This is a genomic window from Stenotrophomonas sp. SBJS02 (genome assembly GCF_020428325.2).
Classification (GTDB): Bacteria; Pseudomonadota; Gammaproteobacteria; order Xanthomonadales; family Xanthomonadaceae; genus Stenotrophomonas; species Stenotrophomonas africana.
The window spans coordinates 169,384-189,987 of the sequence record NZ_CP109812.1 but is presented as its reverse complement, the minus strand read 5'-3'; the positions used below and the strand labels follow the sequence as shown (position 1 = coordinate 189,987).

Genomic DNA, 20,604 nt, shown 5'->3' with positions numbered 1-20,604 from the left:
CATTGTGGCGCCACAGGGCCCATAAAAGTGAAGCCCGGCGCGAGGCCGGGCTTCGGTTGGCGTGTGGGAGAGAGAGAGAGTCACACGCCAGCACAACACGCACTAACGACAGGCGTTTGTTACCAGGTGAAGCGCGGACCCACGAACCACTCGCGGTCGCCGGCCTTGGCCAGCTTCACTTCGCCGCTCAGGCCCCAGTTCTGGTTGAACTTGGCGGTGGCGCCGACACGGCCGTAGAACTCGCCGTCCGGGTTGTAACCGTGCTTCTTGCTGAAATCTTCGTAGCCGGCCATCACGTAGCCTTCCACGTATGGGTTGAACGCGGTGCGCACGCCCACTTCGGTGGAGTAGCCGTTGAAGTCCAGGCCGCGCTTCTCGTCGTACTTCTGGTACGCAACACGGGCCACCAGGTCGGTGTTCGGTGCGATGCCATAGTTGTAGCCGACACCCAGGCGCCACTGGTCGACGTCATTCTTGAACTTGTCGGTTTCCTGGGCGCTGTAGTCGCCGAAGATGTGGAAGTTCGGGTGCACCGCCACGGAACCCTTCACCTTCCAGCCATCGGCGTCGCCGCCCTTGGCATCGGTGTTCACGTAGCCGCCTTCAACGTAGTTGTACGACAGGCCATCGGTTGCCGATGCAGCGAACGGCAGAGCAGCCAGAAGACCCAGGGCGAGCAGCGAATTCTTGTTCATCGGGACACACCTTTAATTATTTTGGTTTCGTCGGCCGCCTCCCGGGAGGGGGAGAGAGAGGAGGCGGTCGACAGGTGTGAATTATCCGTTAGGGGGTCTAATCGACCCTGAATATTGAACTGACTGGTGTATAAATATGGTTCCCGTTCAGGGAACTCTGCATGGCCGCATTTCAAGATGCGATCTCCCCCGCACTTGCTGCGCAGGAGTGCGTGGAGCACGCCTACTTCGAATTGCCTTCGCATCAGGGCGAATTGCAACTTTTCCAATAGCGGCTCACTGGCACCGTCCCTATCATCCGCGGCCACCATCGCTTCGAAGTGTTGAACCTGGAAGTCGTGATCAATCTCGTCCATACGAGCGTGGTCGTCTCGCTGCCGGATTGGGCCGCCTACTCGTACTCAGAGGAGGTGGGGGACAGTGAGAATTACGGACCGCCGAAGTACTCAGCCTACCAACTCGCGCCAGGCGCGGAAGCCCATGCCACGCAGTTCCAGCACAACATTTTCGAAAGCAACCAACCGTACGCCCGGCGACTGCACGTGCTGGCCGTCAAGCGCTGCAGCGTGGAGTGGTACTGCTACGCCTCTACCCGGACGTTGAGCGCAAATCGCAAAGCCGCGGAAGCGGGCATTCGAAAGATCATGGAGAGCGTGACGTTCGCGGACTGAGCGATTCCGTGCTGCGCGCGCCCCGCAATCGCGCGTGAGGCGAGCCGATGCCTGATGGCGGGTGCTGCCGACAACGGCACAGAAGTGCAATCAATGTGACATCGGCTTCATACAGATGAATTGGCTGTTCTGAACAGGCACAAGGCGATCGGCCGGCGTACATCAGCTCGCCTGATCCCGCTTGTTAATGCTGAGTCAGAAAGCGACTTCACAGTGCATCCACGTATTCAAATTCCAGCTGAAAGCGTTTGGTAGCGCCGGGAACAAACGCCGCTATATTCCAGCTTCCCCAGACGAAGGAGGGAGTGCAATGAACCTGAACCCGCAACACATGAAGACGGCCCGCGCACTTGCTGTAGCGCTCATCGCCACCGTCAGCCTTGGCGCCTGCGCCTCTTACAAGAACGAGTTTGCAACCATCAACTCGCGTCTCGATCAGCTCGACGTAAAGGTGCAGGGTGCCGCGCAGAGCGCGGAGTCCGCCAACCAGTCCGCACAGCAGGCCAACCAGCGCCTGGACCAGATCGAAGGCCGCGTGCAGCAGCTTGAAAGGGCACCTGCCGGCCGCAAGCCGCGCGGGTAATCGCTCCCTCACCGTTTGAATTGATCCACCTCTGTATCGGGTGTATCGGGACCCAGTGGCCTTCGCCGGCCACTGGCATCCTTCCACCAAGATTGCATTGCAAGGAGTCGTCCCATTCGCACTTCCTCCTCCCCTGCACGCCGCGCCCTCCATGCCGCACTGGCCATGGCACTGATCGTCGCGTGCAGCGGCGTAGCCAATGCCAGGGACAAGGACAAGGACGCGTCTGAAACACCTGTGGCCGCCGTTGATGAGCTTCCGCCCGACCAGAGCGTGTCCGAGACAGTGATTGAACTGGCTGGCTGGGTCGTTGCCAGCAAGGACAACCAGGGCTATCCGTTCGCGATCATGGACAAGGCGGCGGCACAGGTACTGGTCTTCGGTGGCGACGGCAAGCTGCGCGGTGCAGCACCGGCACTGTTCGGTTCGGCCATCGGCGATCACTCGGCCCCGGGCGTTGCCAAGCTCGCACTGAGTGCGATTCCAGGCCATGACCGCACCACCCCGGCGGGCCGCTTCATTGGTGGCTACGGCCCCTCCGACGATGCCGGGCGCGTGCTGTGGGTGGACTACGATTCCGCCGTCTCGATGCACCCGCTGCCGCCAGGCACCCCGAAAGAGAAGCGCGCCCAACGGCTGGCAACGCCGACGCCGGACGACAACCGCGTCACCCACGGCTGCATCAACGTCTCGCCCGCGTTCTACGACCAGATCGTGCAGTCCACGTTCGAGAAGGGCGGTGTGTTCTACATCCTGCCGGACAAGGATTCGATCGCGAAGACGTTCCCGGAGTTCGCGCAGAGCCGCGGGGATGCAAAGGACGAAGACGAGAAAGGCGCGCGGCGCGCAAGCAAGTAGAAGTGGGTAGTGGAGCGCGTTTGCGTACTGGAAGTCAGGAAGCTGCAGCGCCCGCGGCCCATGCCATTGCAGCGGCATGCGCATCGCCCTTCCGCTCGCTGTAACGGTCCACCAGGTAATCCGTCCTGCCACGCGTCAACAGCGTGAACTTCACCAGCTCCTCCATCACGTCCACCACCCGGTCGTAGTACGGCGAGGGCTTCATTCGCCCTTCGTCGTCGAATTCCTGCCAGGCTTTGGCCACCGACGACTGGTTGGGGATGGTCAGCATGCGCATCCACCGGCCCAGCACGCGCAACGTGTTGACCGTGTTGAACGACTGCGAACCGCCGCTCACCTGCATCACGGCCAACGTGCGGCCTTGCGTGGGCCGCAAGCTGCCATCCTCCAATGGCAACCAGTCGATCTGGTTCTTGAACACGCCGGTGACCGTGCCGTGCCGCTCCGGACTGACCCAGACCTGGCCTTCCGACCACTGCGACCACGCACGCAACCGCTGCACTTCGGGGTGGCTTGTGTCCACGCTGTCCAGCATGGGCAGCGCATGCGGATCGAACACGCGGGTCTCGCACCCCAGGTGACGCAGCAATCGCTCGGCTTCCAGCGCCAGCTTGCGACTGAACGACTGCGGCCGAAGCGAACCGTAGAGCAGGAGGATGCGTGGCGGTCCCGGATCTGCCGCGGCGAGCTGGTGGTGATCGGGCTGGGGCAGCGAGGCGTGCACCAGATTGGGCAGGTGGGAGCTCAGGTGGGAGCTTGTGTTGGGCTTGTTCATTCGACTATTATAGAAATATGGAAACGTTGAATGCAATTGCCGCCCTGACTGCGCTGGGTCATGCCACCCGCCTGGCTGCCTTCCGCCTGCTGGTAGAGGCTGGCCCGGCAGGTCGCATGGCAGGCGATATCGCCACGGCCCTGCAGGTGCCCCCAGCCACGCTCAGCTTCCACCTGAAGGAGCTGGTGCAGGCCGGCCTGGTGGAGAGCGAAAGCCGGGGCCGCCATGTCTGCTACCGCGCCAACTTCGATGCGATGAACGGCTTGATCGAGTACCTGACGCACAACTGCTGCGCGGGCTCGCCAACCGAGCAATGCGTGCCCACGGCGCCTGCCTGCAAGTGCTGACCCCACACAGATCCTCTCCTCTCAAGGCAATTGCTCCATGACCCGCAATGTCCTGTTCCTCTGTACCGGCAACAGCGCCCGCAGCGTGCTTGCTGAAGCCACCCTGCGCGCCTGGGGCGGCGATCGCTTCACGGCATTCAGTGCGGGCAGTCAGCCCACCGGTCAGGTCAATCCATTCGCGCTGGCCCAGTTGCAGGCCGAAGGAATGCCCATTGAAGGGCTGCGCAGCAAGTCGTGGGATGAGTTCGTGGATGCAGCGCCCATGAATCTGGTCATCACCGTATGCGACTCAGCCGCAGCGGAGGCCTGCCCGGTGGTGTTCGGTGACTTCATCCGCAGCCACTGGGGCCTGCCCGATCCAGCGGCCGTGGCGGGCAGCGATGCCGAGAAAGCCGCGGCGTTCGCGCTGGCGCATGCCATCGTGAAAGCGCGCCTGCGTGCATTGCTCGCCCTGCCCGAATCATTGTGGTCCGACCGCGAGGCGCTGCAGCACACGCTGGATCGGATCGGACAGCTGCCGCCAACTGATCGCATGCCGTGACTGCCCCCATGAATCTGTTCGAGCGCTACCTGACGCTCTGGGTCGGGCTTTGTATTGCGGTCGGCACGCTGCTGGGCCACGTCCTACCCGCTGCTTTCGCGGAGTTGGCCTCGGCCGAAATCGCCAAGGTCAATCTGCCGGTTGCCGTGCTGATCTGGTTGATGATCATCCCGATGCTGCTGAAGGTCGACTTCAGCGCAATGCGCCAGTTGCAGCAGCACTGGAAGGGCATCGGGGTGACACTGTTCATCAACTGGGCGGTCAAGCCGTTTTCGATGGCGCTGCTGGGCTGGCTGTTCCTGCGCCATGCCTTCGCGGACTGGCTGCCCGCAGCACAGATCGACAGCTACATCGCCGGGCTGATCCTGCTGGCAGCGGCGCCCTGTACTGCCATGGTGTTCGTGTGGAGCAACCTGTGCCGCGGTGATGCCAACTTCACTCTGAGCCAGGTGGCGTTGAACGACGCGATCATGGTGGTCGCATACGCACCGGTGGTTGCGCTGTTGCTGGGCCTGTCGGCGATCACCGTGCCGTGGGACACGCTGCTGTTGTCGGTGGGTCTCTACATTGTGGCGCCCGTGCTGGTCGCTGCACTGCTGCGGCACTGGATCCTTTCGCGCAGCGGCGAGGCGGGGCTGCAACTCGCGCTTCGAAGGTTGGGGCCGCTGTCCCTGTCCGCGCTGCTGCTGACGCTGGTGGTGCTGTTCGGATTCCAGGGCCAGCAGATCGTGAAGCAACCGCTGGTGATTGCATTGATTGCAGTGCCGATCCTGATCCAGGTCTACTTCACTTCAGGCCTGGCCTACCTGCTCAATCGTCGTTTGGGCGTGGCGCACTGCGTGGCCGGCCCTTCAGCGCTGATTGGCGCCAGTAACTTCTTTGAGCTGGCGGTGGCAACAGCGGTGGGGCTGTTCGGTGTGCAGTCGGGAGCGGCGCTGGCCACCGTGGTGGGCGTGCTGATCGAGGTGCCGGTCATGCTGTCTGTGGTGCGGATCGTGAATCGTACTCAAGACTGGTACGAGAGACGCGAAGAGCGCTGACAGATCAGAGTGCATCGATGTCGATTTACGTTCTTCGCTCCGCACTGTCGTCATCGGCTTGGTCGGGTACCCATACGCCACGTCATCAACTTCGATCCGTGTCGCATATTGCCCAAGCCGCTGCGGCCATTGCGGCGCCTCGGTCTGCGGCTACTTAACAGCATGCAAGAATGCCGAAAGCGTCTTCGATCGAACGCTGTTTGCAACTTGTCTGATTGGCGTTGCGCAGCGACGGCGGTACAGATGACGTGCCACCGGAAAAGGGTGGCCGGGCATCGAAAACCCGTGGCAATGCGTACGTTGTTTGCGCCTGCCCGTCGGCGTCACCCAGTGTGGCGCGACGGGCAATTCGTCTGCCGGTCATGGTGGGCGGAGCGTGGAGGCCTTGTGCCTGCCGGCCTTGTACGCACTGTCCCGGTTTTCGAGCCACGTCTCCGCCCGCCACCTTTGCGTGGCGGCTGCCGTCTGTCCTGCACGGAGCCTTTGCCATGAGCACACCCGAATCCTCTCGACTACGCACGCAGTACGTGCCCGCCAACGCGGACGTGCCTTCGGAAGCGGCGCACGCGCACGATCCTCTCGGTTTCATCGCCACGCTCGACCGCATCCGCAAGGGCGCCGCCGCCGACGGCCAGCCCTGGCCCGAACGTCATCAGATGCCGGGCCGCCGCATGGCGCTGGCCGACGCGGATTGCGCATTGACCGGCCTGCGCGTGGCGCTGGAAATGCTGCTGGCTGCCGAGCGCGTGCGCCAGAACGGTCCCGACGAGGAGTACGTGGGCGACCGCGTGATGGAGGGCCTGATGATGGCCGGTCTGTCGCTGACCGCACAGGTCAGCGCACGCATGCGCCCGGAAGGGTGACACGGGGAACAACGCTCACTGCAACGCCGGGCACGGCCCGGCGCTGCGGAGCGCGTCACATCACTCGCAGGGCGCGCTGTCTTCCTTCAACGCGGCATCCTGCAGTGGCTGGCGCTGGTCGATCTGCGCACGTTGTTCCGCCGTCGGCTCACCCAGCCACCACACACGGCAGCGCGCGGTAAGACGGCCGACCATCTTCGACTGATCGGGCGAGTACAGCATTGCCAACGCGGTGCCGGGACAGTCGTGGGCCTGGCAGGCGGTGTAGAACCACCACGGCTCGCCCTGCAGCACTACCAGTTCGCCAGGCCCGCTGGGTCCGCTCAACAGGCGTTCGCGCAGCGAGGGAATCTCCTTGTCGGCGGATTCGGCCGCCGCCGTGTTCTTCATCAGGGCGTTGAACGCGGCAAGAACCTTCGGATCCTTGCGACCGCAGTCGTCCACGGCGTTGCCACCCACCAGGGTGAAGAAATGCGTCGCCAGCGGATTGTCCGCGCAGGTCAGTTCGCCGCCGGCGCTCGGGTCTTCCGGTTCGCCTTCGTTGTCCCATACCGCGGGATCCACACCGTCTTCGATGGACGGTTCCTTTTCGACCACTGTTGCTGCGGCGGCCGGTGCTGCATCCGGCGCCGGTGCCTGCCCGCAGGCCGCCAGCAGCGCGACCATCATCGCCATCCCTGTGATTCGCATCTTCATCGCGTGTCCTTGTCTGATCTGCGCTGCATCGTCCGCGTCGACGGCCGCGTGATTCTAACCAGCACCGCGCTAGGATGCGTTGACAGCTTCCCGTCATCGCCTGGAGCCGGACGCATGCGCCGTACACCACTCGCCATGATCTTCCGCAGTGCCCTGCTGCTGGCATCGCCGGCAATGGCATTCGGAGCTGAAGGCACGACGCCTGCGCGCCTGCCCGATGCCGCCCTGCCCGCGCCGCTGGACCGTGTACTGCGCGACTATGAGCAGGCGTGGCGCAACGGTGATGCCAAGGCACTGGCTGCGCTGTTCGCCGAGGATGGCTTTGTGCTGCAGAGCAACCAGCCGCCGGTGCGCGGCCGCAGTGCGATCGAGGCTGCGTATGCCGGCCAGGGCAGCAGCCCGTTGCGGTTGCGTGCCCTTGCGTATTCGATGGAGGGCAACACGGGCTACATCATTGGTGCCTACAGCTACGGCAACAACGTGGTCGATACCGGCAAGTTCACGCTCACGTTGAAGCGCGTGGGCGATGGGCCGTGGTTGATCTTCTCGGACATGGACAACACCAGCGCGCCGCCGCGGGCGCGGTGATGAATGCCGGCGGGCATGGCCCGGCGCTACCGGGCGCCAACCAAGGTTGGCAGCTACCAGAAGCGGGGTCCGTCGTAGATCCACGCCATGCGTGGATGGGGCGCGCACAAAAAAAAAACCCGGCACTGGGCCGGGGTTTTTCGATTCACTTGAACAGCGTGTCCGGGTATTCCGGTTTCTGTTCCCGCGCCAGCAATGCACGCAGGCCTTCTTCCGGCGTCTGCTCGCCGTGCAGCACGGCACGCACGCGGTCAGAGATCGGCAGGTCGATGCCATGACGGCGCGCCTGTCGCATCACTTCGTCGGCGGTCTGCACCGACTCGACCACCTGGCCGATTTCGCGCACGGCATCCTGCAGCGTCTGGCCACGGCCCAGGGCCAGGCCCAGGCGGCGGTTGCGCGACAGGTCGCCGGTGCAGGTCAGCACCAGATCGCCCAGGCCGGCCAGGCCCATCAGCGTTTCCGGCTTGGCGCCGATCGCAGCGGCCAGGCGCAGCATCTCGTTCAGACCACGGGTGATCAGGCCGGCACGGGCGTTCAGGCCCAGCTGCATGCCATCAGCCACGCCGGTGGCCACGGCCAGCACGTTCTTCATCGCACCGCCCAGCTCGGCACCGACCATGTCGTCGCCGGTGTAGGCACGGAACGCCGGGCCGTGCATCGCCTCAGCCACCGTCTGCGCGAACTCGGGCACGTCGCCGTGCACGGTGATCGCCGTCGGCAGGCCCTGGGTCACTTCCTTGGCGAACGACGGCCCGGTGACAACGGCCAGCGGCACGTCCTCACCCAGCACTTCGCGCGCCACTTCATGCAGGAAGCGGCCCGAACCGGGTTCGAAGCCCTTGGTGGCCCAGGCCACGCCGGCACCGGCCGGACGCAGCGGCGCCAGCGCACGCACGGTTTCACCGAAGGCATGCGACGGGGTCACCACCAGGATCCAGGCCGCGCCCTCCACCGCCGACGCCAGGTCGGTCGTGGCACGCAGGCTGTCCGGCAGCGGGATGCCCGGCAGGTAACGCGGGTTCTCGTGGCGCTGGTCGATGGCGTCGACCACGGCAGCATCGCGCCCCCACAGCACGGTCGGGTGACCGTGCCGCGCGAGCAGGCTGGCCAGCGCGGTTCCCCAGGAACCGGCGCCCAGCACGGCGATCTTGTCAGCGGGAGTGCTCATCCGTGACGTCGCGGCAGGAATCAGGCGTTGCCAGCCGGCTCGGAGTCAGCCAGCGACGGTGCGTCGCCCTGCTCCTGGCGCTGGCGCAGGGTTTCTGCGTACAGGCCTTCGAAGTTGATCGGCTGCAGGAAGAACGGCGGGAAGCCGCCGGCCTGGATCAGGTCGCTGATCAGCTGGCGCACGTACGGGAACAGGATGTTCGGGCACTGGGTGCCGAGCAGCACGTCGATCGACTGCGGGTCCAGGCCGACCAGGCCGAACACGCCGGCCTGCTTCACTTCGGCCACATAGGCGGTGCGCTCACCGGCCTGGCAGGTCAGGGTCACGGCCAGCACGACTTCGAAGGCGTTCTCACCCAAGCGCTGCACCTGCTGGTTCAGGTTCAGCTGCAGCTCCGGCTGCACCTGGTCGTTGAAGATGGTCGGAGCGTTCGGCGACTCGAAGGAGACGTCCTTGACGTAGATCTTCTCGACGGTGAAAGCAGGGCCGGTGGCGGCATCGACCGGCGCAGCGGCGCCGTTGGTGATCTCTTCGGACATTTCCAGTAACTCCAGGTGAATGCAATGAAAACGATAGTCGAATTACTGCGATGGGGGCGGCATCAGGCCCATACAAGGCCGGATCCGCCACCTGCGGCAATCAGTTGCGGCCCTTGACCAGCGGCAGCTCGGCCTGCTGCCAGGCGGGAATGCCGCCGTCGAGCACGTAGACCTTTTCGAAGCCGGCCTTCTTCAGCGCCTTGGCGGCGGTTTCCGAGGCGTTGCCGCTGCGGCACACCAGCACCACCGGCGACTGCTTGGCATTGGCCACCAGCTTGTTGTCCGGGCCGAAGGCACTGGCCTGGGCATTGCGGCTGCCGGCAATGTGGCCCTTCTCGAAGTCACCGCTGGCCGACAGGTCGACCACCACCGTGCCGCCCGCGTTGATCAGCTGGGTCAGTTCGGCGGGCTTGATGCCCTTGAAGCCCCGGAACAAGCGGCGGATTTCGGTGACGATGATGGCCACGGTCAGGCCGACCAGGGCCGCGGACAGCATCGGGTTTCGGCCTGCAAAGGCCAGCAACTCTTCGTAATTCACTCAGGTCACGGGTCGATTAAGCGGGCGCCGATTGTCGCACAAGCCGGACGCGGCCCGTCACTGCCCTTTCCACAGGTCCGGCAGGCCGGCGGTCTGCCACCAGCGCTTGGCTTCCGGGTCCCAGCGCCAGCGCTCGACCACGACCACGGTGCGCTCGGCCTGGGTGTTCTGGTTGATCACCCCGATTTCGACGCGGCGCTCGACCAAGCCCCCGTCCAGCGAGGCGCTGCTGCGCTCGCGGTAGGACGACACGCGCAGCTGCGCGTAGCGGTTGAGCTCGAACTCGGTGGGCGGCTTTTCCTTGCGCAGCTTGGGGTCGAGATAGCCGATGGCATCGTCCATGCTGCCCCAGCGGATGGTGGCGCCGTAGGCGATCTGGGTCTCTTCCAGCAGCTTGCGCTGCTTGCGGCTGAGGTCGTCGGCCGAGGCCACGGCGCTGGCCAGCAGCAGGGAACAGATCAGGAACTGGATGAGGCGGCGCATCGGTGGTTTCCCCAGAACGTCAGCCTGCCATCCTACCCTTTGGCGAAGGCAACGAAGCGACCGCTGAACTCGGCGGCGGGCTTGCCATCGGCCCCGGGCTGGGTGGCGATGATGCTGATGCGCGCCTTGCGGCGCTGGCGGAAGGTATTCAGGAACGCATCCCAGCCGCTGGCCTCGGCCGCTTCGGCATGGGCGTGCAGGTCTTCGTAGACCGGGGCCAGGTAGCGCAGGTTGCTGTCGGCCACGTAGACCTCGGCATCGTGGCCGGCCAGGCGCAGGCGCAGGCTGACCAGCGCCCAGCCGGACAGGGTCAGCACCGAGGCCAGGCTGCCACCGAAGGCGTTGCCCTTGTCGTTGACGTTGGCGGCCAGCGGCGCGGTGATGCGCAGCACGCCGTCGGCATAGCCGTCGAGCTGGATCTGCATGGCGCGCACCGCCGGCATGCAGTCCAGCACGTCCTGCAGGGCGGCCAGCGAGGAAGTCAGAGCATCAACGGACATCGGAGCAGAGACCAGACAACGAAGGGCCCGCATAATGCAGGCAATGGCCGACCATACGATACCCACTGGCGCCGCCGGTTCCGACGCGGGCTGGACCCTGGTTTCACTGCGCCCGCAGGGCCAGCATGTGGCGCTGCGCCGCGCCGTTGCTGGGCTGGGCGGGCATGTGCTGGCCCTTTCGCCGTGGCGCCTGCAGCGCCTGAAGGGCACGCCAGTGGTGCGCCAGCTGCAACGCGCGCTGAACTGCGATCGGGTGGTGTTCACCAGCCCGGCCGCCGTTGCCGCAGCCGCGTCCCTGCTGCCGCTGGCCGAGGCGCAACGCAGCCCGTGGCTGACCGTGGGCGAAGGCACCGCGCGTGCGCTGCAGGCGCTGGGCGTCGGCGAGGTGCACGCACCGCAGCGCATGGACAGCGAGGGGCTGCTCGCGATGCCAGTGCTGGCCGACGTACAGGGCCTGTGCATCGGCCTGGTGACCGCGCCCGGCGGGCGTGGCCTGATCGCTGCGCAACTGCAGGCGGCGGGTGCCACGATCGAACGCGCCGACGTCTACCAGCGCCGATTGCTGCGCCTGCCGCCCCGCACGTTGGCTCGATTGCCGCATTCAGCGCAGCCGTGGGTGCTGGCGGTGAGCAGTGGCGAAGCGCTGCAGCATTTCTGGCAGCAGCTTCCAGCCGCATTGCAGCAGCGCCTGCAGGCACACGCAACCGCAGTCGTAGCCAGTGATCGCCTCGGCGAACAGGCGCGGGCGCTGGGCCTGCAACACATCGTGCGCGCCGCCGGCCCCACCACCGCGCAGCTGGTGGCGGCTGCACACGCCACGCTCACCGTCCCGGCAGCGACCTGAACAGGGACGTGGGTCACGCTTGCCGCTGTGGTCGGCAACAGTGATGCTGTGCACAACGCGGCCTGCCGGAACCGACTGGCAACACAGCCGACAAGGAAGCCCGATGAACGACACTCCGCCCACTGCTTCACCCCATCGACCCGTGCGCTGGCTGCTGCCGCTGGCCGGGGTGGTCGTGCTTGGCGTGGGCGGCTATGCCGGCTGGTACGTCTGGCAGCAGCAACAGGAAGAACAGCACGCGCAGGCACAGACCATGGCCGTGCAGCTGCAGGGCCTGGAGGCGACGCTGGACGCATTGCGCCGCGACCAGCGCGCGACCAGCCAGCGCCTGCAGGATGCGGCGACCACCAACCGCGTGCTGCGCGACGAGATGCTGGGCCTCTCGCAGCGCAGTGCACTGCTGGAAGAGAACCTGGCCAAGCTGGCCGACAGCGCCAACCAGGGCCGCCAGGCGGTACAGCGCGATGAGGCCGAACTGCTGTTGACCCAGGCGGCACAGCGCCTGAATTACGCGGATGACGTGGAGGGCGCGCGCCGCCTGTATGCACAGGCCGCCACCGCACTGGCCGATCTGCCCGACAGCGAAGGCCTGAATCTGCGCCAGGCACTGGTACAGGAACGCGATGCGCTGGATGCGCTGGGTACCGGCCCGCGTGTGCAGTCACTGCAGCGGCTGGATGCCGTGGCCCGCGCGCTGCAGGGCCTGCCCTCGCAGATCACCGGCACGACCGGCAGCAGCACCGCCAAGCCGTGGTGGCAGGCCACGCTGGCGCCGTTCGTGGACATCAGCCCGAGCCGCCAGAACGGTCCGCTGACCGCCGCCGAACGCCGCAATGCCGACGATGCACTGCAACTGGAACTGACTCTGGCGCGCGCCGCGATCGAGCGTGGCGACCGCACCGGCCGCGATACCGCGTTGGCGCGCGTGGAACACTGGGCACAGCGGCGTTGGCCGGATTCACCGGCCCTGCGCGCGCAACGTGCTGAACTGAAGGCCTTGCGCGAGCTTCCGCTGCAGGCGAGCAACGCTGTTCTTGGCAGCACCCTGCAGCAGCTGCGTACCCAGACCGACCGGAGGTAATCCCCCATGAAACCCCTGCAATCCTTGGTCGTGCTGTTGCTGGCCGTGGCCATCGGCGTGGTGGCCGCGCAATGGCTCGGTGCCGATGACCTCAACCGCTTCGGCGAAGTGACCCTGCGCTACGGCGGCTACGACTACCACAGCAACCTGCCGAAGGTGGCGCTGCTGTCGGTGATCGCGGTGCTGGTGCTGTGGCTGCTGTGGAGCCTGATCGCTGCACCGTTCCGCGCCTGGGGCCGCTACCGCCGCAAGCAGGGCCGGGTGCGCCTGATCGACGGCCTGCAGGCCTATGAGCACGGCCAGTGGCAGCGTGCCGAGAAGCTGCTGGACGGCGCCGCCAAGGATCCGGAAGTGAGCGCGGTGGCGCTGGCCAACGCCGTGCGCAGTGCACAGGCGCGTGCCGATGGCCCCGCCAGCGAGGCGCTGCTGCAGCGTCTTGGCGAGAGCGATGCCACCCTGCAGGCGCTGCTGCGCGCTGAACAGCTGCTGGCGCGCGATCTGCCGGTGGATGCGATCAACGCGTTGGATGTGGCGGCGATCCAGCCGCTGCCGCCGCGTGGTCTGTGGCTGCGTACCGAAGCGCTGGCACAGGCCGGTCGCGCCCACGAGGCGTATGGCCAGCTGGGTGCACTGCGGCAGAGCAAGGTGCTGCCGGCCGACGCGAACAGCGAGCTGGAAGCACGCCTGGCGGCACAGGCGCTGCTGGAAGCGGCCGACGTCAATGCGCTGGCTGCGCAGTGGGAAGCCACGCCCAAGGCGCTGCGCCCCACCCCGGACGTGGTTGGCGCCTATGCCAGCCGCGCGGTGGCACTGAACTGGGACGAGCCCGCGCTGCTGGCGCTGGAGCAAGCGCTGGACCATCGCTGGGACGACGAACTGGTGGCGCTGTATGGTCGCCTTCCCGCCGAACGCCTTGCCACCCGCCAGAGCAACCTGGCGCGCTGGCGCAACGTGCATGACGACTCGGCCGCGCTGCGCCTGGCACAGGGCCGCGTGGCCCTGGCGCAGCAGCAGTGGGACGCTGCCGATGCATTCCTGCACGAGGCCATCGCCGCGGGCGCCGGTGCCCCGGCGTGGGAGGCATTGGGTGAACTGTTCGCGCAGCGTGGCGAGCACGCGCTGGCCGCGCAGTGCCTGGCCAATGCACTGCGACTGCAGCGCGGCGAGGACAGCGTGGAACTGGTGCGTGGCACCGAGACTCCGCTGCGTGCCACGGTGGAAGAGCAGCCGATCGCGGTGCAGCCGCCGGTGTATGACGCCAACGAAGAGCGCGACGAATTCGGCAACCCGCGGTTGCCGTGAAGCGTGCCGACCAACGGTCGGCACCCACCCAGTAGATCCACGCCATGCGTGGATGCTTTCCGCACCGTGCCGACCAACGGTCGGCACCCACCGGAACAAGAAAAAACGCCGCCCATCGGGCGGCGTTTTCGTACCAGCGCTTGCCGGCCAGCGGCCGGCACTACCGTCATGCTCAGCGTTCGACGATCGCCACCACGCCCATGCCGCCGGCGGTGCAGATCGACACCAGCGCGCGGCCACCGCCGCGTTCGGCCAGCTGCTTGGCTGCGGTCGCGATCACGCGGGCGCCGGTGGCGGCGAACGGGTGGCCGGTGGCCAGCGACGAGCCCAGCAGGTTGATCTTGTCCGGGTCGATGCGGCCCATCGGTGCATCCAGACCCAGGCGGTTGCGACAGTAGTCCTCGCTCTCCCACGCACGCAGGGTGCACAGCACCTGTGCAGCGAAGGCCTCGTGGATCTCGTAGATGTCGAAGTCCTGCAGGGTCAGGCCGTTGCGCTTGAGCATTTCCGGCACAGCCACGGTCGGTGCCATCAGCAGGCCTTCGCCATGCACGAAGTCCACCGCAGAGACATGCGCATCGCGCAGATAGGCCTGCGGCTCATGGCCGTGGGCACGCGCCCACTCTTCGCTGGCCAGCAGCACGGCGGCGGCGCCGTCGGTCAGCGGGGTGGAGTTGGCAGCGGTGAGCGTGCCACGGCCGGAGACCTTGTCGAACGCCGGCTTCAGCGTCGCCAGTTTCTCCAGCGAGGTATCCGGGCGCAGGATGTTGTCGCGCTCGACGCCACGGAACGGTGCGATCAGGTCGTTGAAGAAGCCACGCTCATAGGCGGCAGCCAGCTTCTTGTGCGACGACACCGCCCACTCATCCTGCGAGTCGCGCGAGATGTTCCACTCCTTGGCCATGTCCTCGCAGTGGTCGCCCATGCTCTTGCCGGTGCGCGGCTCGGCCACGCCCGGGAACTCGGGCTTGAGCTCGGAGAACTTGAAGCCGGAAGTAAGTGCACGGATCTTGTCGCCGGTGCTCTTGGCACGGTTGGCGGCCAGCAGGCGCGCGCGCAGCTTCTTGCCGTAGACGATCGGCACGTCGGAGGTGGTGTCCGAACCGCCGCCGATGCCCGATTCGATCTGGCCCAGCGCGATCTTGTTGGCAACGGTGATGATGCTGTCCAGCGAAGTGCCGCAGGCGCGCTGCAGGGTGATGCCGGGGGTCAGCGGCGACAGGCCGGAGGACAGCGTGGCTTCGCGGCCCAGGTTCCAGTCGCTGGAGTGCTTGATCACCGCACCCATCGCCACTTCACCCAGCTGCTGGCCGTGCAGGCCGAAACGTTCGACCAGCGCCCCCAGCGTACGGACCGACATGCCGAGGTTGCCGACATCCGAATACGCGGTGTTCTGGCGGCAGAACGGAATGCGGACGCCACCGAGGATGGCGACGGGACGAGCGTTGGGCATGGAGATACCTGGCATGGATGAGGGTGTCTGCAACATGGCCTGCACGGCGGAGCAGGCATAATGGAGCCAAGTGTAGCTGCCGCCCTGTGATGGGCCAACCGTGGAACCATGAGCAAACCCGACCCCGCGATGAATGCCCTTGGCGTGCTGGCCCTGGAACTGGCCGGCGGTGAAATCCCCCGCCAGGCGGTGCTCAGCGCTGAACAGGCCGGTGAACTGGCCGAACGCGTCGGCCGTGACCTGTCCAAGCTGGTGCCGCAGGTGGCCGAGCTGGACCTGGTGTTCGCCGCCGCGCATTTCGACCCGGCCGAAGTATTGCGCCCGGGCTGGCCGATCCACCGCCGCCTGGAAGAACTGCAGATGCGTGCGCCGGGCCGCAACCAGGGTCCGCGCCTGCTGGCGTTCGGTACCGATGCCAACGGTGATGTACCGCTGCCGTTCCAGGCCGATGCCGGCCTGGTGGGCGGTGGCCTGCGCGTGGTGCCGTTCCTGCTGACCGGCAGCGACGTGGCCACCACCCATGCGGTGGCCGAGGCGCTGGAAGACACGCTGCTGGCCAACGGCATGGCCCATGCCGACACCGCGTTGATGGCGCAGAACACCTTTGGTGCGCGCATCGAGCACGCGCGCTATTTCACCGTGAACGACCTGGCCGCGATGATGTCGATGCAGTACGACAACCAGGGCCTGGCCGCGCTGTGGCCGCTGATCGAGACCGCGATCATGGCGCCGGGCGAGGACGAATGGCTCAACGCCGCGCCCGAGCCGCTGCTGCGCTACACGCATGGCGAGGCGCGCATGGCGTTGTTCGACCCGGCCGGCTGGTGCGCGCACTACGACCACAGCAAGAACGACTGCGACCGCCTGAAGGGCATCTACGAGCAGTTCCTGATGCGCCAGCGGCAGATGGCCGCCGTGCTGGAAGCACATGGCGTGCCGGTGTTGTTCGTGCACTGCGAAGCCGGGCAGGACGCGCGCGAGCTGCTGGCGCGCTGATCTGCGGATGCGTGCCGCCGGGCGTGGCCCGGCGCTACCGTGCAATTGCGTTTCGCCGGGGCGCGACCGCCGTGCGTATTGCTGCTGTAGAGCCGAGCCCATGCTCGGCTCAGGTCCACCGAAAAGCAGCCGAGCATGGCTCGGCTCTACAGGAAGCGATGCACAGAAAAACGCCGGTTTGCACCGGCGTTTTTCGTTTCCAACAGAAGCGCCCTTACGGGGCCTTCTGGATCACCGCACACGCCAGGCGCGCGCCGGCGTTGCCGGTCGGCTGGGTCTTGTAGTCATCCGCATCGGCATGGACGATCAGGCCACGTCCGATGATGTCGAAGTCATCACCCTTGCCGATGTTGACGTTGCTCGACACCGGGCCGTCGATGGTGGCCACGCCCTTGTCGTCGGCCTTGATGTTGGGCATGTCGCCGCCGTGGTGCGGATCGGCGGACACGCTGCCGTGATCCTGCTTGCCCGGGTTGAAGTGGCCACCGGCGCTCATGCCGTCCGGGGCACTGCAGTCGCCCTTCTCGTGGATGTGGAAGCCGTGTTCGCTGCCCGGCTTCAGGCCACTGATCTGGCCGGTCACGTGGACCTTGCCGTCAACCACCTTGAAGGTGACGCTGCCCTTGGTCTCGTTGCCCTGGGTCGGTGCCAGTTCTGCGGTGGCCGAGGTGTCGCCGGCCGGCGTTGCAGCCGGTTCGGTGGTGGCGCCCTCGGCCGGAGCGGCCGGCGGGGTTTCAGTCTGCGGAGCGGGCGGCTGCTGGCCGCAGGCCGCCAGGCCCAGCGCGGCGATGGCCGCAAATAGCGAAGTGTGGATCAGACGCATTGGAATCTCTCCCTGGATGAAGCCTGCGGTGATCAGCGGACGACCCGGATCACGCCGCAGGCGATGCGGACGCCGGCATTGCCGGCGGGCTGGCTGCGATAGTCGTCGGCGTTGGCATGCACGACCAGTGCACGTCCGGCGATATCGGTGGCGGCGCCTCCGCCAAGGGTAACGCCCTTGAGGTGGATATCGACGTTGGCGCGGCCCTGGGCATCGGCACGCAGATTGTCCATGTCGCCCAGGTGATGCTTGCCGGTGCCGGCGCGGCCATGCGCAGCGCCACCGGGGTTGAAGTGGTTGCCGGCACTGCTGGCATCCACCGCGCTGCAGTCGCCGCGCTCGTGGATGTGGAAACCGGCCTGCTGCATCGGCTGCAGGCCACCGATCAGGCCGGTGATGTGGATGCCACCGGGCTCCACAATCAGCGCGATGCGGCCACTGACGATGCTGGCCGAAGCCGGCGCAAGATTGGCCTCGCCCTGCTTCGCTGCGCTGACCACGGTCGGCGGCGGCGGAGTAGGTTCGGTCTTTTTCGGCGCGCTGCCGCAGGCAGACAGCAGCACGGCGGCGGACAACGGCAGGATGGCAAAGGACAGACGCATCAAAGACTCCTTGCAGATGACACTAAGCGTTGCATCGTCCATGAACGATCAACAGTTCGGCAAGCGGGCGCGAGGATCGCGTGCAGGGACCGTTCAATGGGCCCCGCGGCGGCGCCCGGCGCCCAGCTTGCGGGTAAGGGTATTGCGGCCCAGGCCGAGGCGGGCCGCGGCTTCGGCACGGCGGCCATGGGTGATCTGCAGCGCGGCCTCCAGCAGCGCATGGTCGACCCGCTCGCGCACCTGCGCGTGGAGCCCGTCCACGCCTTCGGCCAGCTGACGGCGTGCCCATTCGGCCAGCAGCGCTTCCCACTGCCCCGGATCGGCGCTGGTGGTGCTGCTGCGACGACCGCGTGTACGGTTGAGCGCGGTATCGACGTCGGCCACGCCGATGGTGTCGGCGGCGGCCAACGCGGCCATCCGCCAGCACACGTTTTCCAGCTCGCGCACGTTGCCCGGCCAGTCGTGCTCGCGCAGTGCCTGCAGTGCGGCGGCGGTCAGGCGCTTCGGCGGCGTATCCAGCTTGCGCGCGGCGGCGGCCAGGAACGTGCTGGCGAGTTGCGCGATGTCTTCGCGGCGCTCGCGCAGCGGCGGCAGCTGCAACCGCACCACGTCCAGGCGGTGCAGCAGGTCGGCACGGAACTTCCCCTGCGCCACCAGGCCTTCCAGATCCTGGTGGGTGGCGGCGACCACACGCACGTCGACGCGGATCAGTTCACGGCCACCGACGCGGAAGAACTCGCCCTGCGCCAGCACGCGCAGCAGGCGGGTCTGCAACGGCAGCGGCATGTCGCCGATCTCATCGAGGAACAACGTGCCGCCATTGGCCTGCTCGAAGCGACCGATATGGCGGCGCTGTGCGCCGGTGAAGGCGCCGGCCTCGTGGCCGAACAACTCGCTTTCCAGCAGTTCGGCGGGAATCGCGGCGGTATTGAGCGCGACGAACGGCCCCTGCGCGCGCGGCGATTCGCGATGCAGCGCATTGGCCACCAGCTCCTTGCCGGTGCCGGTCTCGCCGGTGATCAGCACCGCCAGCGGTGCCTGCGCCAGACGGCCGATGGCACGGAACAGCGCGCGCATCGGCGGGGTATCGCCCACCAGTTGCGGCGGCTGGTCGCCGTGCGCTTCCGCCGCCGGTGTGGGCGCCGCCAGTGCCGGTGCAACGGCCGGCAGCACACGCTGCGCCAGCGCCACGGCATCGTCCAGATCGAACGGCTTGGACAGGAATTCATGCGCGCCACCGCGGAACGCACCGGCCGTGCTGGCCACATCGGTGTAGGCCGACATCACCACCACCGGCAGCTGCGGCAGCGCGGCCTTGAGCTTGTCCAGCAGCACCAGGCCATCGTCGCCGGGCATGCGCACATCGGTGAACAACAGCGCCGGCGGCGGGCCTTCGCTCAACGCCTGCAGGGCGGGGGCGGCGCTGTCGAAATCGACGACCTGGTAGCCCGCCTCGCGCAGTGCGGTGCACAGCACGAAGCGCACGGCACGATCGTCGTCGACCACCCAGATGCGCTGCGGGGACGAAGAAGACTCAGACATCGCGCGGGGCCTCCTCGGCCAAGGCGGCGCCGCTGACGATCGGCAGCAGCAGGGTGAACACGGTATGGCCCGGGCGCGAGCGGTAGGTCAGCGTGCCGCGATGTTCGCGCGCCACCTGCTGGGCCAGCGCCAGGCCCAGACCCGTGCCTTCGGCACGGCCACTCACCAAGGGCAGGAACAGATGCTCGGCCAGTTCCTCCGGCACGCCACGGCCGTCGTCGGCAATTTCCAGGCGCAACGCCAGCGTGTGCAGCTGCTCGGCGATGCGCACGCCATGCTCCACGCGCGTACGCAGGGTGATGTTGCCGGCGCCGGCCTGGATCGCGTTGCGCACCAGGTTCCAGACCGCCTGGGTGAGGCGGTCGGCGTCGCCATGGAATTCGGGAATGCTGGGGTCGTAGTCGCGCTGCAGGCGCACCGCCCAGCCAGCTTCGCTCTCGGCCAGGCGCAGCACGCGCTCCAGTGCGGCATGGATGTTCAGTTCGGCATGCGGCGCGGCCGGGGCCGGCGACAGCAGCTGGTCGAGCAGGCCGTTGAGGCGCTCGATCTCCGAGCCGATCAGCTCGATCAGCTCACGTTCGCTGGCATCGCGCTGGGCCGCGCGGCGGGCCAGCAGCTGCGCCGCGCCCTTCAGCCCGGCCAGTGGGTTGCGCAGCTCGTGGGCCAAGCCCTTCAGCGCCGCGCTGAGCGCGCTGGGCAGGGCCTGGGTCGGGTCCAGCCCGGGGAATTCGTCGACCGGATGCGCCTCCAGCAACCAGCCACCATCGTCGCGGCGGCTCATCCAGCCCTCGGCGAAGCGCGGGGCCTCGCCGGGCACCGCCAGTGCCAGCCGGTTCAGGCGCAGGCTGTCGCGCTCATCGCGGGCCAGAAAATGGGCCAGTGCCTCGCCCTGCACTTCCAGTGCGGCAAGCGGCCGCCCCAGCAGGCGCCGGACGCTGACGCCCAGCCAGCGGGCGAAGGCCGGATTGCAGCCGGCGATGCAGCCATCGGCCCCGGCCCAGGCCAGCGGCGTGCCCAGGGCATCGAGGGACGGCGGGGGAGCGGGGTCGGACATTGCACCAATGTAGTGCAAA

General features: G+C 67.0%; 25 protein-coding genes. 12 read left to right on the top strand and 13 right to left on the bottom strand.

Annotated elements, in window-relative coordinates; all coding sequences use genetic code 11:
* Positions 1-119 precede the first annotated feature (119 nt).
* Positions 120-695: an OmpO family porin gene (locus FQS62_RS00860; RefSeq protein WP_004153562.1), complete on the bottom strand. Its 576-nt coding sequence runs from the start codon at positions 693-695 to the stop codon at positions 120-122.
* A 323-nt stretch (positions 696-1,018) separates the two neighbouring features.
* Between FQS62_RS00860 and FQS62_RS00855 the strand changes: the two genes are divergently transcribed.
* The 3 genes from FQS62_RS00855 (at position 1,019) to FQS62_RS00845 (ending at position 2,807) form a co-directional block, all read left to right on the top strand.
* Positions 1,019-1,366 carry a hypothetical protein gene (locus FQS62_RS00855; protein ID WP_208043810.1) on the top strand — a complete coding sequence of 116 codons (348 nt, stop codon included), beginning with the start codon at positions 1,019-1,021 and terminating at the stop codon, positions 1,364-1,366.
* Positions 1,367-1,676: 310 nt separating this feature from the next.
* Positions 1,677-1,949, top strand: coding sequence for a hypothetical protein (locus tag FQS62_RS00850; protein ID WP_010487149.1), 273 nt, complete (start codon positions 1,677-1,679; stop codon positions 1,947-1,949).
* Between the two features lie 165 nt (positions 1,950-2,114).
* Positions 2,115-2,807 (top strand): L,D-transpeptidase family protein, encoded by a 693-nt coding sequence (locus FQS62_RS00845; protein ID WP_208043811.1) that lies wholly within the window; start codon positions 2,115-2,117, stop codon positions 2,805-2,807.
* A gap of 34 nt (positions 2,808-2,841) precedes the next feature.
* Here FQS62_RS00845 and arsH read toward each other — a convergent pair whose 3' ends face one another.
* Positions 2,842-3,582, bottom strand: coding sequence for an arsenical resistance protein ArsH (gene arsH, locus FQS62_RS00840; RefSeq protein WP_208043812.1), 741 nt, complete (start codon positions 3,580-3,582; stop codon positions 2,842-2,844).
* Between the two features lie 17 nt (positions 3,583-3,599).
* Here arsH and FQS62_RS00835 point away from each other — a divergent pair, with 17 nt between their 5' ends.
* From FQS62_RS00835 to FQS62_RS00820, 4 genes are all read left to right on the top strand, one after another.
* A complete protein-coding gene (locus FQS62_RS00835) occupies positions 3,600-3,929 on the top strand; it encodes an ArsR/SmtB family transcription factor (protein WP_057501315.1) in 330 nt (109 codons plus the stop codon).
* Positions 3,930-3,966: 37 nt separating this feature from the next.
* The gene (locus tag FQS62_RS00830) at positions 3,967-4,470 is read left to right on the top strand and encodes an arsenate reductase ArsC (protein WP_208043813.1); all 504 of its coding nucleotides are present in this window, start codon (positions 3,967-3,969) and stop codon (positions 4,468-4,470) included.
* A gap of 8 nt (positions 4,471-4,478) precedes the next feature.
* Positions 4,479-5,510 carry an ACR3 family arsenite efflux transporter gene (arsB, locus tag FQS62_RS00825; RefSeq protein ID WP_057501317.1) on the top strand — a complete coding sequence of 344 codons (1,032 nt, stop codon included), beginning with the start codon at positions 4,479-4,481 and terminating at the stop codon, positions 5,508-5,510.
* Positions 5,511-5,998: 488 nt separating this feature from the next.
* Positions 5,999-6,373 (top strand): hypothetical protein, encoded by a 375-nt coding sequence (locus FQS62_RS00820; RefSeq protein WP_208043814.1) that lies wholly within the window; start codon positions 5,999-6,001, stop codon positions 6,371-6,373.
* Positions 6,374-6,433: 60 nt separating this feature from the next.
* Here FQS62_RS00820 and FQS62_RS00815 read toward each other — a convergent pair whose 3' ends face one another.
* Positions 6,434-7,069 (bottom strand): Ivy family c-type lysozyme inhibitor, encoded by a 636-nt coding sequence (locus FQS62_RS00815; protein WP_208043815.1) that lies wholly within the window; start codon positions 7,067-7,069, stop codon positions 6,434-6,436.
* Positions 7,070-7,183: 114 nt separating this feature from the next.
* Between FQS62_RS00815 and FQS62_RS00810 the strand changes: the two genes are divergently transcribed.
* Complete coding sequence (locus tag FQS62_RS00810; RefSeq protein WP_226053497.1) at positions 7,184-7,657, top strand: YybH family protein; 474 nt, start codon at positions 7,184-7,186, stop codon at positions 7,655-7,657.
* Positions 7,658-7,802: 145 nt separating this feature from the next.
* Here FQS62_RS00810 and FQS62_RS00805 read toward each other — a convergent pair whose 3' ends face one another.
* The 5 genes from FQS62_RS00805 to FQS62_RS00785 form a co-directional block, all read right to left on the bottom strand.
* Positions 7,803-8,828 (bottom strand): NAD(P)H-dependent glycerol-3-phosphate dehydrogenase, encoded by a 1,026-nt coding sequence (locus FQS62_RS00805; RefSeq protein WP_021204061.1) that lies wholly within the window; start codon positions 8,826-8,828, stop codon positions 7,803-7,805.
* A 20-nt stretch (positions 8,829-8,848) separates the two neighbouring features.
* Positions 8,849-9,367: a protein-export chaperone SecB gene (secB, locus tag FQS62_RS00800; protein WP_005407596.1), complete on the bottom strand. Its 519-nt coding sequence runs from the start codon at positions 9,365-9,367 to the stop codon at positions 8,849-8,851.
* Between the two features lie 100 nt (positions 9,368-9,467).
* Positions 9,468-9,905: a rhodanese-like domain-containing protein gene (locus FQS62_RS00795; RefSeq protein ID WP_004134671.1), complete on the bottom strand. Its 438-nt coding sequence runs from the start codon at positions 9,903-9,905 to the stop codon at positions 9,468-9,470.
* Positions 9,906-9,962: 57 nt separating this feature from the next.
* A complete protein-coding gene (locus FQS62_RS00790) occupies positions 9,963-10,388 on the bottom strand; it encodes a hypothetical protein (RefSeq protein WP_014035526.1) in 426 nt (141 codons plus the stop codon).
* Positions 10,389-10,420: 32 nt separating this feature from the next.
* The gene (locus FQS62_RS00785; protein WP_008266702.1) at positions 10,421-10,888 is read right to left on the bottom strand and encodes a YiiD C-terminal domain-containing protein; all 468 of its coding nucleotides are present in this window, start codon (positions 10,886-10,888) and stop codon (positions 10,421-10,423) included.
* A gap of 34 nt (positions 10,889-10,922) precedes the next feature.
* Here FQS62_RS00785 and FQS62_RS00780 point away from each other — a divergent pair, with 34 nt between their 5' ends.
* From FQS62_RS00780 to FQS62_RS00770, 3 genes are all read left to right on the top strand, one after another.
* Positions 10,923-11,732, top strand: a complete 810-nt coding sequence (locus FQS62_RS00780; RefSeq protein WP_049446118.1) for a uroporphyrinogen-III synthase — start codon at positions 10,923-10,925, stop codon at positions 11,730-11,732.
* Between the two features lie 103 nt (positions 11,733-11,835).
* Positions 11,836-12,813 carry a uroporphyrinogen-III C-methyltransferase gene (locus FQS62_RS00775; RefSeq protein ID WP_049446117.1) on the top strand — a complete coding sequence of 326 codons (978 nt, stop codon included), beginning with the start codon at positions 11,836-11,838 and terminating at the stop codon, positions 12,811-12,813.
* A 6-nt stretch (positions 12,814-12,819) separates the two neighbouring features.
* Positions 12,820-14,115 carry a heme biosynthesis HemY N-terminal domain-containing protein gene (locus FQS62_RS00770; protein ID WP_049446115.1) on the top strand — a complete coding sequence of 432 codons (1,296 nt, stop codon included), beginning with the start codon at positions 12,820-12,822 and terminating at the stop codon, positions 14,113-14,115.
* 172 nt (positions 14,116-14,287) lie between these two features.
* Here FQS62_RS00770 and FQS62_RS00765 read toward each other — a convergent pair whose 3' ends face one another.
* Positions 14,288-15,583 carry an acetyl-CoA C-acetyltransferase gene (locus FQS62_RS00765; RefSeq protein ID WP_012478738.1) on the bottom strand — a complete coding sequence of 432 codons (1,296 nt, stop codon included), beginning with the start codon at positions 15,581-15,583 and terminating at the stop codon, positions 14,288-14,290.
* Between the two features lie 93 nt (positions 15,584-15,676).
* On the opposite strand from FQS62_RS00765, the gene FQS62_RS00760 reads away from it, so the two are divergent.
* Positions 15,677-16,564 carry a hypothetical protein gene (locus tag FQS62_RS00760; protein WP_049446113.1) on the top strand — a complete coding sequence of 296 codons (888 nt, stop codon included), beginning with the start codon at positions 15,677-15,679 and terminating at the stop codon, positions 16,562-16,564.
* A 214-nt stretch (positions 16,565-16,778) separates the two neighbouring features.
* On the opposite strand, the gene FQS62_RS00755 is transcribed toward FQS62_RS00760, so the two are convergent.
* The 4 genes from FQS62_RS00755 to FQS62_RS00740 form a co-directional block, all read right to left on the bottom strand.
* Positions 16,779-17,387: a superoxide dismutase family protein gene (locus FQS62_RS00755; protein WP_208043594.1), complete on the bottom strand. Its 609-nt coding sequence runs from the start codon at positions 17,385-17,387 to the stop codon at positions 16,779-16,781.
* A 32-nt stretch (positions 17,388-17,419) separates the two neighbouring features.
* Positions 17,420-17,989: a superoxide dismutase family protein gene (locus FQS62_RS00750; RefSeq protein ID WP_208043595.1), complete on the bottom strand. Its 570-nt coding sequence runs from the start codon at positions 17,987-17,989 to the stop codon at positions 17,420-17,422.
* Positions 17,990-18,082: 93 nt separating this feature from the next.
* A complete protein-coding gene (gene ntrC / locus FQS62_RS00745; protein ID WP_049446109.1) occupies positions 18,083-19,531 on the bottom strand; it encodes a nitrogen regulation protein NR(I) in 1,449 nt (482 codons plus the stop codon).
* A complete protein-coding gene (locus FQS62_RS00740; protein ID WP_099589080.1) occupies positions 19,524-20,585 on the bottom strand; it encodes a two-component system sensor histidine kinase NtrB in 1,062 nt (353 codons plus the stop codon). The genes ntrC and FQS62_RS00740 overlap by 8 nt, the downstream gene beginning before the upstream one ends.
* Positions 20,586-20,604: the final 19 nt, after the last annotated feature.

Bases quoted from the DNA above. Each gene is read 5' to 3' on its own strand.
- FQS62_RS00860 (WP_004153562.1), bottom strand. From the start codon at position 695: ATGAACAAGAATTCGCTGCTCGCCCTGGGTCTTCTGGCTGCTCTGCCG.
- FQS62_RS00850 (WP_010487149.1), top strand. From the start codon at position 1,677: ATGAACCTGAACCCGCAACACATGAAGACGGCCCGCGCACTTGCTGTA.
- FQS62_RS00845 (WP_208043811.1), top strand. From the start codon at position 2,115: ATGGCACTGATCGTCGCGTGCAGCGGCGTAGCCAATGCCAGGGACAAG.
- arsH (WP_208043812.1), bottom strand. From the start codon at position 3,582: ATGAACAAGCCCAACACAAGCTCCCACCTGAGCTCCCACCTGCCCAAT.
- FQS62_RS00835 (WP_057501315.1), top strand. From the start codon at position 3,600: ATGGAAACGTTGAATGCAATTGCCGCCCTGACTGCGCTGGGTCATGCC.
- FQS62_RS00830 (WP_208043813.1), top strand. From the start codon at position 3,967: ATGACCCGCAATGTCCTGTTCCTCTGTACCGGCAACAGCGCCCGCAGC.
- arsB (WP_057501317.1), top strand. From the start codon at position 4,479: ATGAATCTGTTCGAGCGCTACCTGACGCTCTGGGTCGGGCTTTGTATT.
- FQS62_RS00820 (WP_208043814.1), top strand. From the start codon at position 5,999: ATGAGCACACCCGAATCCTCTCGACTACGCACGCAGTACGTGCCCGCC.
- FQS62_RS00815 (WP_208043815.1), bottom strand. From the start codon at position 7,069: ATGAAGATGCGAATCACAGGGATGGCGATGATGGTCGCGCTGCTGGCG.
- FQS62_RS00810 (WP_226053497.1), top strand. From the start codon at position 7,184: ATGCGCCGTACACCACTCGCCATGATCTTCCGCAGTGCCCTGCTGCTG.
- FQS62_RS00805 (WP_021204061.1), bottom strand. From the start codon at position 8,828: ATGAGCACTCCCGCTGACAAGATCGCCGTGCTGGGCGCCGGTTCCTGG.
- secB (WP_005407596.1), bottom strand. From the start codon at position 9,367: ATGTCCGAAGAGATCACCAACGGCGCCGCTGCGCCGGTCGATGCCGCC.
- FQS62_RS00790 (WP_014035526.1), bottom strand. From the start codon at position 10,388: ATGCGCCGCCTCATCCAGTTCCTGATCTGTTCCCTGCTGCTGGCCAGC.
- FQS62_RS00785 (WP_008266702.1), bottom strand. From the start codon at position 10,888: ATGTCCGTTGATGCTCTGACTTCCTCGCTGGCCGCCCTGCAGGACGTG.
- FQS62_RS00780 (WP_049446118.1), top strand. From the start codon at position 10,923: ATGCAGGCAATGGCCGACCATACGATACCCACTGGCGCCGCCGGTTCC.
- FQS62_RS00775 (WP_049446117.1), top strand. From the start codon at position 11,836: ATGAACGACACTCCGCCCACTGCTTCACCCCATCGACCCGTGCGCTGG.
- FQS62_RS00770 (WP_049446115.1), top strand. From the start codon at position 12,820: ATGAAACCCCTGCAATCCTTGGTCGTGCTGTTGCTGGCCGTGGCCATC.
- FQS62_RS00765 (WP_012478738.1), bottom strand. From the start codon at position 15,583: ATGCCAGGTATCTCCATGCCCAACGCTCGTCCCGTCGCCATCCTCGGT.
- FQS62_RS00760 (WP_049446113.1), top strand. From the start codon at position 15,677: ATGAGCAAACCCGACCCCGCGATGAATGCCCTTGGCGTGCTGGCCCTG.
- FQS62_RS00755 (WP_208043594.1), bottom strand. From the start codon at position 17,387: ATGCGTCTGATCCACACTTCGCTATTTGCGGCCATCGCCGCGCTGGGC.
- FQS62_RS00750 (WP_208043595.1), bottom strand. From the start codon at position 17,989: ATGCGTCTGTCCTTTGCCATCCTGCCGTTGTCCGCCGCCGTGCTGCTG.
- ntrC (WP_049446109.1), bottom strand. From the start codon at position 19,531: ATGTCTGAGTCTTCTTCGTCCCCGCAGCGCATCTGGGTGGTCGACGAC.
- FQS62_RS00740 (WP_099589080.1), bottom strand. From the start codon at position 20,585: ATGTCCGACCCCGCTCCCCCGCCGTCCCTCGATGCCCTGGGCACGCCG.